Origin of the sequence: Amycolatopsis sp. cmx-11-51, assembly GCF_047608665.1 — a bacterium.
GTDB lineage: Bacteria > Actinomycetota > Actinomycetes > Mycobacteriales > Pseudonocardiaceae > Amycolatopsis.
The window spans coordinates 69,291-83,441 of record NZ_JADNQO010000018.1; the positions used below are offsets into that span (position 1 = coordinate 69,291).

The window sequence follows — 14,151 nt, forward strand, 5'->3', positions numbered from 1 at the left end:
TGGGCAACAACTCCCGCCGTCCGAGACCGAGCAGGTAACGTGCCCCACCTACCGATCCGAAGATGGGAAGGACCGGCATGTTCCGCAAGGTACTGGTCGCCAACCGGGGTGAGATCGCCATCCGCGCGTTCCGCGCCGGATTCGAGCTCGGCGCGGGCACGGTGGCTGTGTTCCCGCACGAAGACCGCAATTCGCTCCACCGGCTGAAGGCCGACGAGGCCTATGAGATCGGCGAACCCGGTCATCCGGTGCGGGCCTATCTGTCGGTCGAGGAGATCGTGGCGGCCGCCAAGAAGGCGGGCGCGGACGCCGTCTACCCCGGCTACGGCTTCCTCTCCGAGAACCCGGACCTCGCGCGCGCGTGCGAGGAAGAGGGCATCACCTTCGTCGGGCCGAGCGCGGACATCCTCGAGCTGACCGGGAACAAGGCCCGCGCGGTCAAGGCCGCTCGCGAGGCCGGGGTTCCGGTGCTGGGCTCCTCCGAGCCGTCCTCCGACATCGACGCGCTGATCGCCGCGGCCGAGAAGATCGGCTTCCCGGTCTTCGTGAAGGCCGTCGCCGGCGGTGGCGGACGCGGGATGCGCCGCGTCGGTGACCCGGCGGTGCTGCGCGAGTCCATCGAGGCCGCCGCGCGCGAGGCCGAGTCGGCCTTCGGCGACCCGACGGTGTTCATCGAGAAGGCCGTCGTCGAGCCCCGCCACATCGAGGTCCAGATCCTCGCCGACGGCGAGGGCAACGTGATCCACCTCTTCGAGCGCGACTGCTCGGTCCAGCGACGGCACCAGAAGGTCATCGAGCTGGCCCCGGCGCCGAACCTGCCGTCCGAACTGCGGGATCAGATCTGCGCCGACGCGGTGAAGTTCGCCCGCCAGATCGGCTACCGCAACGCCGGCACCGTCGAGTTCCTGCTCGACAAGGACGGCAACCACGTCTTCATCGAGATGAACCCGCGGATCCAGGTCGAGCACACGGTGACCGAGGAGGTCACCGATGTCGACCTCGTCCAGTCGCAGCTGCGTATCGCCTCCGGCGAGACACTCGACGACCTCGGGCTCTCGCAGGACAAGGTGTACCTGCGCGGCGCCGCCCTGCAGTGCCGCATCACCACCGAGGATCCCGCCAACGGTTTCCGCCCGGACACCGGGATGATCAGCGCGTACCGCTCGCCCGGCGGCTCCGGTATCCGCCTCGACGGCGGGACCGCGTTCTCCGGCACCGAGATCAGCGCGCACTTCGACTCGCTGCTGGTGAAGCTCACCTGCCGTGGCCGTGACTTCCAGACCGCCGTCGGCCGCGCCCGCCGTGCCGTCGCCGAGTTCCGGATCCGCGGGGTGGCCACGAACATCCCGTTCCTGCAGGCCGTCCTCGACGACCCGGACTTCCGCGAAGGCCGCGTCACGACCTCGTTCATCGAGGAGCGCCCGCATCTGCTCACCGCGCGCCACTCGGCCGACCGTGGGACGCGGCTGCTGACCTACCTCGCCGACACGACGGTCAACAAGCCGCACGGCGAGCGTCCGCGCACCCTCGAACCGCAGGTCAAGCTGCCGAAGCTGCCCAAGGACCTCGAACCGGCGCCCGGCTCGAAGCAGAAGCTCACCGAACTCGGCCCGGACGGCTTCGCCCGCTGGCTGCGGGAGTCGCCGACCATCGGTGTCACCGACACCACCTTCCGTGACGCGCACCAGTCGCTGCTCGCCACCCGCGTGCGGACGAAGGACCTGCTCGCCGTCGCGCCGGTCGTCGCGCGGACCACGCCGCAGCTGCTTTCGCTGGAGTGCTGGGGCGGCGCGACCTACGACGTCGCCCTTCGCTTCCTGGCGGAAGACCCGTGGGAGCGGCTGGCGAAGCTGCGGGAAGCGGTGCCGAACATCTGCCTGCAGATGCTGCTGCGAGGCCGCAACACCGTCGGCTACACGCCGTACCCCACCGAGGTGACCCACGCCTTCGTCGAGGAGGCGACGGCGACCGGTATCGACATCTTCCGGATCTTCGACGCGCTCAACGACGTGGAGCAGATGCGCCCGGCGATCGAAGCCGTCCGCGAGACCGGTTCCGCGGTCGCCGAGGTGGCGCTCTGCTACACCTCGGACCTTTCGGATCCGGCCGAGAAGCTGTACACCTTGGACTACTACCTCAAGCTGGCGGAGCAGATCGTCGGCGCGGGGGCGCACGTCCTGGCCATCAAGGATATGGCGGGCCTGCTGCGGGCACCGGCGGCGGCACGACTGGTTTCCGCGCTGCGCAAGGAGTTCGACCTCCCGGTGCACATCCACACGCACGACACGGCCGGTGGGCAGCTGGCCACCTACCTCGCCGCGATCCAGGCGGGGGCGGACGCCGTCGACGGCGCCGTCGCCTCCATGGCGGGCACGACCTCGCAGCCGTCGCTGTCGGCACTGGTCGCCGCCACCGACCACTCGGACCGGCCGACCGGGCTGGACCTGCAGGCCATCGGTGACTTGGAGCCGTACTGGGAGAGCGTGCGCAAGATCTACGCGCCGTTCGAGGCCGGTCTCGCGTCGCCGACCGGGCGCGTGTACCACCACGAGATCCCGGGCGGGCAGCTGTCGAACCTGCGCACGCAGGCGATCGCGCTCGGCCTCGGCGAGCGGTTCGAGGACATCGAGGCGATGTACGCGGCCGCGGACCGGATCCTCGGACATCTGGTGAAGGTCACGCCTTCGTCCAAAGTGGTCGGTGACCTCGCGCTGCACCTCGTCGGCGCCGGCGTTTCGCCGGAGGACTTCGAGGCGGAGCCCAACAAGTTCGACATCCCCGACTCGGTGATCGGCTTCCTGCGCGGTGAGCTGGGCGACCCGCCCGGTGGCTGGCCGGAGCCGTTCCGCACCAAGGCCCTCGAAGGCCGCGCGAAGCCGAAGCCGGTGCAGGAACTGTCCGAAGAGGACCGCCAGGGGCTGGCCGAGAACCGGCGTTCGACGCTGAACCGGCTGCTGTTCCCCGGGCCCACGAAGGACTTCGAGGCGCACCGCGAGCAGTATGGTGACACTTCGGTCTTGCCGTCGAAGGACTTCTTCTACGGGCTGCGCCCTGGCGAGGAGTACTCGGTCGACCTGGAGCAGGGTGTCCGGCTGCTGATCGAGCTGGAGGCCATCGGCGAGGCCGACGAGCGCGGTCTGCGCACGGTGATGTCCACCCTCAACGGCCAGTTGCGCCCGATCCAGGTCCGCGACACCTCGATCGCGTCGGACATCCCGGCGACGGAGAAGGCCGACAAGTCCGATCCGAAGCAGGTCGCCGCGCCGTTCGCGGGCGTGGTCACACTGCAGGTGTCCGAGGGCGACGAGGTCGAGGCGGGTGCGACGGTCGCGACCATCGAGGCGATGAAGATGGAGGCCTCGATCACCGCTTCCACGGGCGGCAAGGTGTCGCGGCGCGCGATCAACGCCGTCCAGCAGGTCGAAGGCGGAGACCTGCTGCTGGTCCTGGAGTGACGTGAGCCGAAGGGGCCCTTCACCGCATGCGATGCGGTGAAGGGCCCCTTCGTCGCGTCTTACGAGGGGAAAGTCCCCTTCAGCTCAGCCGAACAGGCCGCGGATGTCGTCGGCGTCGAGTGAGCCACCGAACGCGTTGCCGTCGTCCATCACACCGGCGAACAGCTCGGCCTTCTTCTCCTTGAGCGCCATCACCTTTTCTTCGATGGTGTCCTTGGCGATGAGGCGATAGACCATCACGTTGCGGGTCTGCCCGATGCGATGCGTCCGGTCCACGGCCTGTGCTTCGGTCGCCGGGTTCCACCACGGGTCGAGCAGGAAACAGTAGTCCGCCTCGGTCAGGTTCAGCCCGACCCCGCCCGCTTTGAGACTGATCAGGAACACCGGCGCCGTTCCCTCTTTGAATCTCTTGAGCACCGACGCCCGGTTCCGCGTCTTCCCGTCGAGATAGCAGTATTCGACACCTTCGGCGTCCAGCCGGGTGCGAACGATGTCGAGGAACCCGGTGAACTGACTGAACACCAGCGCCCGATGCCCCCCGGCCACGACGTCGCCGAGTTGTTCGAGGAGGGCGTCGACCTTGGCACTGGCGAGATTCCGGTGCTTCTCGTCCACCAGCCCGGCGTGCAGGCTCAGCCGCCGAAGCAGAGTCAAGGAGCGGAGGATGGTGAACCGGTTCCGGTTGAGGTCGTCGATCAGGCCGAGCACCTTCTGCCGTTCCCGTTGCAAATGCGTTTGATAGATCTTGCGGTGCCGCGGCGGCAGCTCGACTTCGAGGATCTGCTCCTGTTTCGCGGGCAGATCGGTGAGCACCTGTTCCTTGGTGCGACGGGTGATCAGCGGTTTGATCCGCCGTCGCAGCTGGGCGAGCAGGTCGGTGTCGCCGTCCCTCTCGATCGGGCGCGCGTAGAACTCGGCGAACCGCGTGGGGTGGGGGAACAGGCCCGGCGCGGTGATCGACAGCAGCGACCACAGTTCCATCAGGCTGTTCTCCATCGGGGTGCCGGTGATCGCGAGCTTGACCGGTGCCGGCAGCCTTCGCGCGCATTGGTAGATCCGCGAGTGGTGGTTCTTGGCGAACTGCGCTTCGTCCATGATCAGCCCCGACCAGGACAGTGCGGCGTAATCGTCGAAGTCGAGCCGGAACAAGGTATGTGAGGTGACGACGAGGTCCGCGCCCTCGGCGATCTCGTCGAGGGCCGTACCCCGGCGTCGCGCGGTGTCCGAGATCGCCACCACGTTCAGTCCAGGGGAGAACCGCGCCGATTCGGCAGCCCAATTCGACACGACGCTGGTCGGCGCGATGATCAGGAACGGTGGGAGATCGGGGTCCTGCTGCTTGGCGTGGCAGATCAGCGCCAGCGACTGCAGTGTCTTGCCGAGCCCCATGTCGTCCGCGAGGATGCCGCCGAGCTGAAACCTCCACAGGAAAGTCAGCCAGCGGAACCCATCGAGCTGGTACGGGCGCAGGGTCGCGTCGAGTGTGTCCGGCGGTTCGACGACGTCGACGGTGTCGACCGAGCGCAGCGCGTCGAGCTGGCGCTGCCACTGCTTCGCCTGGCGGCCGACGACGCCGAGCGCGGCCAGTTCGTCCCAGAGACCGACCTGGTACCGGCTGATCCGCAGCGGGTCGCCAGGCGAGTCCTGCAAGGCGCGCGCTTCTTCGATCAGGGTGCGCAAGGTCCGCAGTTCGGCCTTCTCCAGGGAGAAGTAGGCGCCGTCCGGCAGCAACAGATGGGGATGCCCCGCGGCCAGAGCCAGGAACACCTCGGTGAACGGGACCTCGCGGCCCTCGGCGGTGATCGTGATGCCGAGGTCGAACCAGTCTGTCTCGCCGTGGATCTCTTCGGTGGACACGCCGATCGACAGCGTGTCGCTCACCTCGCGGTAGTCGGCGGGGTCGCCGCTGATCTCGACGTCGATTTCCGGCCGGTCCGCGAGCAGCGGCAGCGATTCCGTGGTGAAGTGGAGGGTTTCGTTGCCACGCAAAGTTTTCGGCTGGTTCGAGATTAAGGCGAGGTCGAGCCCGGCCAGGATTTCGGTTTCCTTGGCGAGGTCGCGGTACCCGCTGTCCGATTGTTCCGCCTGGTTCAACGGGACGTGCAGCAGGGAGTCCCCGACCGTGTAGGTCCACTCCCAGCTGAGGTCGACCGAGTGCCCCGACCCGTAGGCGGCGTTCAGCCTCAGTTTCGGATCGGAGATCACCGGAGGGACGAACGACTCGTCGGAGGAGATCATCGGCGCGATATGACGCAGCCGCGGGTAGTAGCTTTCGCGGAACCTGGTCACCTGCTTTGCTGGAATCGCGATCCGCTCGTTGGCGAGCACCAGCTGCTGAAGTGCCTGAGGGGCGGGCGTGGCGAGCCGTGCCAGCCGAAGCGGACGGCGGGTGGGATCGGGTTCCGCCTCGGCGTCCGCGCGTTCGTTGTACAGCAGCCCATGGCCTTCGGTTCCGAAGAAACCGAGCGGAACGGCGTCGACCGGGTATCCGCCGACGGTGAGGGCAGGCGTGATGGAGAGTGACCCGGACGCCGTGGCCTGGATGGCGTCCAACGAGTACTCGGCGCCCTCGGCGAGGACGACGTCGCCAAGGTGTTTGTGCGAGTGGATCAGGCGTAACCCGGCAGCCCGTGCCTCCTCCAGGATCGGCCAGAGCCGCCCGCTCTGGAACGAGCACAGGTCGATCGTTTTGGCTTGATAGGACTGATAGCCGTAGCCTCCGGCCTGATACAGGGCGTACAGCTCGTTGAGTATGCGCACGTGCGTGGGGTCGAGGCCTTGATAGCCGAGGTAACCGACGGAGTGCCAGGCCAGGTTGCCACTGACCCAGCCCTTTTTCTTACCCGGCTGCATCAGCTTGGCGAAAAGCCGCGCCGGCGTGTGCCCCTGCCTGCCGCGCTGGTTCCGCGAGCCGGGAACGACGGTCAGCTCGAGTGCCACCGGTATGGTGCCGGACGCGGTCTTCGGTTCCGTGCCGAGCAGCGGCCGCAGCACCGACTCCCAGGCGGGGACCTTCGGCTTGGCTTCTCGAACCGGGCGGGAGCCGATCGCGGTCAGGACCAGGGCCGCGACGTGTTTGCAGTTGTAGCCGACCGGGCAGGTGCAGCTACCCGCCTCGAAGGTCTCGCGTCGGTCGCCGAAGTCCGCCATGGTCTCGTAGACCGCGCCCCTGCCGCTTACTTGCCCGGTGAGGACGCCGAGCTTCGAATCCCAGGCCATGGTGAGCACGTGGCCGTTTCGCGCGTAGGCGCGGCCCCTGGCGTAGGAGGTCCTCCCGACGACCCGCTCGACGTCTGAGGGCTGACCATCGAAAACCACCCGCTGCATCACGGCAAGATATCGGCCGCCGTTCGCCTGCCCCGCCCGACCCGCCGGTGGGGATCCGGCTCAGTGATACAAGAGGTTTCTGTGGCTCCTGGGGCGCACTACTGTGTCGCGGGTGCTGATCAACGCCGTACCCCAGTTTCAGGGCGCGCTGACCGAGCGTGCGCCGGAGTTGCCCGAAGGCTGCGTCGCGCTCGCCGAGCTGGCGGGCCACGTCCTTGGCGTGCCGGTGCACCACATCCGGCAGAACCGCGAGACCTCGCCGGTCGTCGACGGCGTCGCCAACCGTGCCGTCCTCATCGGAGCGAACCGGGTGGCGCAGCTCGCCGCGCTGGAGGCGCCGGGCGGGCCGGTGCTCACCATCGGCGGTGACTGCGGTGTCGAACTCGTCCCGATCGGGGTCGCGCGCTATCGCTTCGGCCCTGGTCTCGGCGTCGCCTGGTTCGACGCGCACGCGGATCTCAACACCGCGGCGACGTCGCCGTCGGGCGCGTTCCACGGCATGGTGCTGCGTTCGCTGCTCGGCGAGGGTGATCCGGACTTCGCCGCGAACCCGCCGGTCGAACCAGGTCGTGTCGTCCTCGCCGGGACGCGGGTCTTCGACGAGGCAGAGCAGGCCGTGGTCGACCGGGGCCTGGTGGTCGAGTCCGCCGACACCGCCGCCGGACTGGTCGGCGCGGACAAGGTGTACGTCCACCTCGACCTCGACGTGCTCGACCCGGGGGAGTTCGACGGCCTGAACTACCCGGAGCCCGGTGGCTTGACGATCGAGCGTCTGGTGGCGATGCTTCGCGGGCTGAGCGGCTTCGAAGTCGTAGGCGCCGGGATCACCGAATGCGCGGGCACCGAGGTACGCGTGCTCGAGCCCGTGCTCGAAGCCCTCGGGGATTTGCTCACTGGAAAGCAGTGACGCTCCGTCACGGCTGACTCCGCTTCGGCCGTTCGTACGTATCGCGCGAGGCGTTTGCCGGGCACTTGTCATCAAAATTCAGGGATGACCCGTGAATTTGTCACGATGGTGACAAGAAATCGGTTTCTTCTGCGGAAGGTGACACATTTACGAGCTAGTGCGCGATGTGTTCGTTGTCACCTCACGACGATTGTGCGGTGCGCGGACGCTGGGCGGAGCAAAGGAGCTGCGATGTCGTTGGAGCGCGGAATCGAACACACTCCGTCTCCGGCTGCGCTGCCGCGCAAACTCGCCGACATCCTGAGGCCGGAACTGGGCAGTCTCGCCAACGAGATCGTCGACGAGATCCGGGCGACCATCCCCGCGTACGCGCGTCCGCTCGACGGGCCGTACGGCAAGTCGATCCGCGCGGGTGTCGAGTACGCGATCACGCTGTTCGTCGCCCAGATCGCGGAGCCCACCGTCTCGAAGGAACAGTCCCACGAGGTCCACCATCGGCTCGGGCAGAACGAGATGCGGGAAGGCCGCAGCCTCGACACCCTGCAGTCCGCCTATCGCGTCGGCGCACGCGTCTCGTGGCGGCGCATGATGCGCGTCGGCCGCCGCAGCGGGCTTTCGTCCGCCGTGATGTCGCAACTGGCCGACACGATGCTCGCGTTCATGGACGAACTCGCGTCCGTCGCGCTCGACGGGTATCTCGAGGCGAAGGCGCGTACGGCGGGCGCGTTGGACACCTGGCGCCGGAAACTGCTGCACCTGGTGCTGGAAACCCCGCCCGCGCCGACGAAGGCGATCGCGGAACTCGCGCAGCTGACCGGCTGGACGGTGCCCGAGCGCGCGACCCCGGTCGTGCTGCACCCGGTCAACGACACCGTCAGACCTCGGCGGCACAACGTGGTCGATTCGGACGTCCTCGCCGAACTCGACTGTGCCGAACCGCGTCTGCTCGTACCCGGCGAGATCTCCGCCGCGCGCCTGACCACCCTGCAGGCCGCGCTGCCGGACTACCGGCTGTCGATCGGCCCGTGCCGTCCACTCGACTCCGTCGCCGACGCGCTGCGCTGGGCGCGCGACGCCCTGCACCTTTCCGAACGCGGGATCATCCCGGCACGCCGGGTGATCCGCGCCGAAGAACACCTCGCGACGCTGCTCGTGAACGCCGACTCCGCGCTGACCTGCCAGCTGCGCGACCGCCTGTTCGCCCCGCTCGCCGAGATGACCGGGAAACAGCAGGAACGGCTGCTCGAAACCCTTCGCGCCTGGCTCGACAGCCAGGGCAACGTCGTCGACATCGCCGAGCGGCTCCAGGTCCACCCGCAGACCGTGCGATACCGCATGCGGCAGCTACAGGCGACCTTCGGCAAGCACCTGCGCGACCCGGGGGCACGGTTCGAGATGGAACTCGCGCTGCGGGCCGGGGTCGCTCCCGCCTCGGCGCCGGCCGGTTACGCGTTGCCGGACGTGCTTCCGGTGCCGCGCAAGAGTCCACAGTGGACGCCGAGCGGGTCGTAGTCCATGTCCTGTAAGTCTTACACATGATTGGACGGCGATCTCGTGTGATTGGACGGCGATCTCACGCATGCACGTGAGATCGCCGTCCAATCACGTGAGATCGCCGTCTGATCACGCGTACCGCACGTCAAGCATGCAGGATCTCGGGACACTAGCCAGCTGGGTGTCAGAAAGGGGCTTTCGGGACGAAACGTCCTGAAAGCCCCTTTCATGACACTCGCGCGAGCCAGGTCAGCGGCGCCCCACCGGCGGGTCCGTGTTCGGGCACTTGCGTTCGGCCTCCCAAGGAAGGCCTACCTGGTTGACCCCGATGCACGCCTGGTTCCCCGGTCCTGACCCCATTCCGCTCAGCAGGGAGTCGAGGTCCTCCTTGACCCCGCAGCCGGAGAACTTGGGCAGGGTGAAGCCCCTGAAGGCGGGGTCTGGATCGTGCCGATCGGTACGCAGCACACCGCCGGTGAACGCGTTCCAATTCGGCCCGCGCAGGTTCAACACGATCGGTTCGCTGGTCATGCAGTTGGCCCCGACATCGAGGGGGACGCCGTTGATGGTGATGTCTCTCAGTTTCCCGAAGAGTTCGATCCGTGCGATGGCTGTCGTCGTGGTGTCCCCATGCAACATGGTCTCGACGTCGAGGACGGTGTTGCCGGTTTTGTAGTCGGTCGGCAGGAGCTCCATCGTCCCGTTGATCGGGACGAAACCGAAGCCGAGGAAGGTCATCTTGCTCGGCGGCAAGATCGTGGAGCCGGTGCTGCGATGGGGAGGCGCGGGGTAGAGATAGTAGAAGGCGTTGAAGATGAACGAGGGGGTCAGCCGGACGAACGCCCCCAGTTTCTCCACCGACGACGTGCCTTGCGACTCGAAGGGCTGCAGGGGGAACACGGCGTCCGGCGGCGGATCTTCGTTCGCGGCGTGCGCTCCGGCGCCTGCCTTCTGCCCGGGTTTGTCAGTCTTCGGTTTCGCGACGCCCATCTCCAGCAGGGTGACGCTGCCCAGCTTGGTGTCCTGATCCGGGGCCTGCGTGCAGCTGACCGGTTTTGGCGGCGCGTCCGCCTGCTCCGCGGTCAGCGCGAGGGACGGCGCGCCCGTGGTGAGCCGGAGTTCGCCGGAGCGGGTCGCCACGATGTCGGGAACCTTGCCCGTCGCGACCAGCTTCAGCTCACCGGCGGCGGGCACCTTGGTCGCCGGGATCTCGAGGGTCACCGGAATCTGGGACTTCTTGTCCTCGCGGGCTGCCGTGAGCTCGATCGTCGCCGTGCCCGCCACCTCGGTGAGCGCGCCCAGTGCTCCCTCGCCGAGAATGAAGGTGAGAGAGAAGTCCTTGACTTGCACCGGCTTTCCGGTTTGGACGACCTTGGGCAGGGTGGCATGGACGTCCATGGTGACCGGACGTGCGCCGACCGGATCCGGGAAGACACAGGTGTTCGCCAGAGTTTGGCGCGCGGGGGAGGCCCCCTGCAGCGGCGCCTTCGGCGGGACCGTCGGATCGGTCGCCGCCGAGGAGGCCAGCGCACCGTTCACGCCCGCGAGCAGGATCACTCCCGCCAGCACGGGAAGCCTCCCGAGTGTCCGGCGAACCTGCTGCGTCATCTGAGTTTCCTCTCGCGTCAAACGACGGGGATCGCCGGGGCGAACGCGCGGTTCTGTGCCGGGTCGGTGTTTTTGACCGTACAGTTGAGCGTCCACGGGGTCCAGGTGCCGTCCCTCTTGTGGAAATCGACTTCGAGTTTGAACGTGGTGCCGAGCGCGACGGTCGCCTCGCCGGGGGCACCCGCCGTGAAAGTGGGGACGATGGTGGCCGCGTTCTGCGTGAAGCCGACCGTGCGAGGCCCTGGCACGTACGGGGTGATCTGCTCGGGCATGTCCAGTCCGGTGACGGTCGCCGAAGCGGGCGTGGTGTTCGTCGTGGTCAGCGGCGCGGTCACCTTGCCGCGGAGGCCGTCGTAGTTGGCGGCGCTGAAGATCGTCGCGTTGTGGATGGCGTTGAAGGTCGCGGTGCCTGCGATCGCCGCCGGGGTGAAGGTGCCGCCCGCCGCTACCGGGCCCGGGCTGTCGAACCTCGCCGTGATGTCGAGCGGTTGCTGTCCGATCATGGGGAAACCGCACAGGTGGACGACGGTTCCGGTCGCGTGCGAGGTGGCGGCCGAGGCCTGTCCGGTGGTGAGCAGGGAGGCCACGCCGGACACGATGACGGAAACCATGCCTGCCCGGCGAACCTGCTGTCCCACAAGGATTCCTCTCGCGCCGACGCTGACGGTCAGTTGATCGTGATCGCCGGGCTGAACGCGCGGTTCTGTGCCGGGTTCGTGTTCTTCACGGTGCAGTTACCCGTCCAGGGGCTCCACGATCCGTCCCTCAGGTGAAAATCGGCGTCGATGCGGAGCGTGGGACCGAGCGAGATGACCGCCTGGCCGGGTGTGCTCGTCCCGAAGGTGGGAACGACGGTGCTCGCGTCCTGGACGAATTGGACCGTGCGCGGCCCTGGAACGTACGGCGGGACCTGTTCGGGAATCCTCAGGTTCGTCACGGCCACCGAAGCCGGAGTGACGTTCGTCCCGGTGATCGGTGTGGTCACCGTCCCGCGAAGGCCGTCCCGGTTGGAGGCGTAGAGCACGGCGTTGAGCGTGGCGTCGAAGACGAAGCTCCCGGTGATTCCGGTCGGGGTGACGGTGCCACCCGCGGCCACTGAACCGGGGCCGGTGAAGTTCATCCTGACTTCGAGCGGTTGCTGGCCGAACGGAGTGCCGCACATGTAGGCGATGGCCCCCGTGGCGAAGGACGTGCCGGCCATGGCCGGTGCGGCCGTGAGTGTGGAAACCGCGCTGATCATGATGACGGAGGCCACGCCTGCCCGGCGGATCAGGCGAACCTGCTGTCCCATAGGGGTTCCTCTCGTGACCGGCGGTAAAGACCGTGCGGGGCGGGCGTCCCCGCCCCGCACGGGTGGTTCATCAGGTGATGGTGATGGACGGGCTGAACGCCCGGTTCTGTGCCGGGTTGGTGTTCTTCACCGTGCAGTTGAAGCTCCAGGCGGTCCAGGAACCGTCTTTCTTGTGGAACTCCAGCGGCGCGCTGATCGTGGTGCCGAGGGAGGCCGTCGCGGAGCCGGGCGTGCCGGCGGTGAACGTGGGAACACCGGTGCCCGCGTCCTGGGCGATGTTGAACGTCCGCGGTCCCGGCACGTACGGGTTGATCTGTGTCGGGACGTTGAGGTTCGCCACCGTCGCCGAAGCGGGGGTGGCGTTGGTGACGGTGACCGGCATGTTCACCTTGCCGCGGACGCCGTCGTAGTTGGCGCTGTTGAGCAGCGCGTTGATGGTGGCGCTGATCGTCGCGGTACCCGTGATGTTCGACGGCGTGAAGGTGCCGCCCGACGCGACCGAAGCCGGCCCGTCGAACTTGGCCGTCACGTCCAGTTGCTGCTGGCCGATGGCGGGAAAGTTGCACATGTACGCGACTTTGCCCGTCGTGTAGGGGGCGAGGGCGGCGGCCGTGCCGGCGGTGAGCAGGGCGATGGCGCCGAACACGATGCCGGTGGTGGCGGCACCGGCTGACAACTTGCCAAGTCTGCGGGACATACCTGTCATCTCCTTTGATCCAGTTTACGTCTCGGGCAGCTTTCCCCATGCGCCTTTCGGCGATTTTTTTGATCTTTTATGCTCGACTCGAGCGACTTTCTCGGTGGTGGGGTAAACCGAGGTTACCCGCGAGTTATGTACGTAACAAGGATTCATGTCGACATGTTTCGGAGTGGGTGCGGAACCCGTTCTTTCTTGTCAGCGCGCGCTGAATGCGATTATGAAGTTTGTCCGTGGATGACAAAGAAGCCGCCGATCGGCGGAGCCGGGTTAATATTTCCCGCATGGCTTCTGTCAATCGACGAACCGCGACACGGCGCGTGACGACTACCACGATAGCCGTAATGATCGCCACGGTTTCCCTTTCCGGCATCGCCCAAGCCGCGCCCACCGGCGAACCGCGGCCGTGGGGGAGCAACGACTACCAGCAAGGGCAGGGCACCGTTCCTCCCTCGGCGTTCGGCGCGAGCGCGGTCTCCGCGGGCGGGCTCACCCATCTGGCCCTCAAGGACGGCGGTGTGATCGCCTGGGGCAACGACAACTACGGCCAGGTCACCGTTCCGGCGGCGGCCACCTCGGGAGTCTCGGCGATCGCGGCGGGCTGGGCGCACGAACTGGCGCTCAAGAACGGCGGCGTCATCGCCTGGGGCAACGGCTTCTACGGCCAGAACGTGGTCCCGGCGGCCGCCAAGTCAGGGGTCACCGCGATCTCCACCAGCGCTTACTTCAACCTTGCGCTCAAGAACGGGGGCGTGCTGAGCTGGGGGTCGCGGACCGCCGTCCCCGCGACGGTTTCCTCGGGGGTCACCGCGATCTCCGCGGGTGTCGATCACGGCCTGGCGCTCAAGAACGGCGGCGTGCTCGGGTGGGGCAGCAACGTGAAGGGCCAGATCACCGTGCCGGCGGCGGCGACCTCCGGGGTGACGGCGATCTCGGGCGGGTTCCGCCACAGCATCGCGTTGAAGAACGGCGGCGTCATCGCCTGGGGTGACAACACTTACGGTCAGGCTTCGGTGCCGCCCGAGGCGCAGTCGGGCGTCGTCGCCATCGATGCGGGCTTCAACCACAACGTGGCGTTGAAGGCCGATGGGAGCGTCTTCGCCTGGGGTAGCAACCTGAAGCAGGAGAGCCGGGACACCAGCTCGGAACCGCCGATGGACATGTGGAAGTTCTCCGGTGCCTGTGCCCCGGTCTACGCCGTTTCCGCAGGTGACGGCACCGGCGTCGCGCTGGTCGATCCGAGCGCGCCGCAGTTCTGCTGATCACGGTGAGGTGGGTCTCGTGAGTGGTAAGGACGATCGCAGGCCCGTGAAAGCCCCTTCCCTACCTTGAGAGTCAGGGTCCCGGCGAAGTCGAGGTCTTGCAGGTCAGG

At 67.5% G+C, this 14,151-nt stretch carries 9 protein-coding genes; 4 read left to right on the forward strand and 5 right to left on the reverse strand.

The features are described 5' to 3' along the window. Positions 1-77: 77 nt before the first annotated feature. Positions 78-3,455 (forward strand): pyruvate carboxylase, encoded by a 3,378-nt coding sequence (locus tag ACM6LU_RS34795; protein ID WP_414942150.1) that lies wholly within the window; start codon positions 78-80, stop codon positions 3,453-3,455. 84 nt (positions 3,456-3,539) lie between these two features. On the opposite strand, the gene ACM6LU_RS34800 is transcribed toward ACM6LU_RS34795, so the two are convergent. Next, on the reverse strand, positions 3,540-6,782 hold the full coding sequence (locus tag ACM6LU_RS34800) for an SNF2-related protein (RefSeq protein WP_414942098.1): 3,243 nt from the start codon (positions 6,780-6,782) through the stop codon (positions 3,540-3,542). Positions 6,783-6,894: 112 nt separating this feature from the next. On the opposite strand from ACM6LU_RS34800, the gene ACM6LU_RS34805 reads away from it, so the two are divergent. Both ACM6LU_RS34805 and ACM6LU_RS34810 read left to right on the forward strand, forming a co-directional pair. Beyond that, positions 6,895-7,689, forward strand: a complete 795-nt coding sequence (locus tag ACM6LU_RS34805; protein WP_414942099.1) for an arginase family protein — start codon at positions 6,895-6,897, stop codon at positions 7,687-7,689. Between the two features lie 231 nt (positions 7,690-7,920). After that, positions 7,921-9,201, forward strand: a complete 1,281-nt coding sequence (locus tag ACM6LU_RS34810; RefSeq protein WP_414942100.1) for a PucR family transcriptional regulator — start codon at positions 7,921-7,923, stop codon at positions 9,199-9,201. A gap of 231 nt (positions 9,202-9,432) precedes the next feature. On the opposite strand, the gene ACM6LU_RS34815 is transcribed toward ACM6LU_RS34810, so the two are convergent. From ACM6LU_RS34815 to ACM6LU_RS34830, 4 genes are all read right to left on the reverse strand, one after another. After that, on the reverse strand, positions 9,433-10,791 hold the full coding sequence (locus ACM6LU_RS34815) for a DUF6801 domain-containing protein (RefSeq protein WP_414942101.1): 1,359 nt from the start codon (positions 10,789-10,791) through the stop codon (positions 9,433-9,435). Positions 10,792-10,808: 17 nt separating this feature from the next. Further along, positions 10,809-11,429 carry a DUF6801 domain-containing protein gene (locus tag ACM6LU_RS34820; RefSeq protein ID WP_414942102.1) on the reverse strand — a complete coding sequence of 207 codons (621 nt, stop codon included), beginning with the start codon at positions 11,427-11,429 and terminating at the stop codon, positions 10,809-10,811. 29 nt (positions 11,430-11,458) lie between these two features. Continuing rightward, the gene (locus ACM6LU_RS34825) at positions 11,459-12,082 is read right to left on the reverse strand and encodes a DUF6801 domain-containing protein (RefSeq protein WP_414942103.1); all 624 of its coding nucleotides are present in this window, start codon (positions 12,080-12,082) and stop codon (positions 11,459-11,461) included. 70 nt (positions 12,083-12,152) lie between these two features. After that, complete coding sequence (locus tag ACM6LU_RS34830) at positions 12,153-12,779, reverse strand: DUF6801 domain-containing protein (RefSeq protein WP_414942104.1); 627 nt, start codon at positions 12,777-12,779, stop codon at positions 12,153-12,155. 344 nt (positions 12,780-13,123) lie between these two features. On the opposite strand from ACM6LU_RS34830, the gene ACM6LU_RS34835 reads away from it, so the two are divergent. After that, positions 13,124-14,041 carry an RCC1 domain-containing protein gene (locus tag ACM6LU_RS34835; protein WP_414942105.1) on the forward strand — a complete coding sequence of 306 codons (918 nt, stop codon included), beginning with the start codon at positions 13,124-13,126 and terminating at the stop codon, positions 14,039-14,041. The last annotated feature ends 110 nt before the right edge of the window (positions 14,042-14,151 follow it).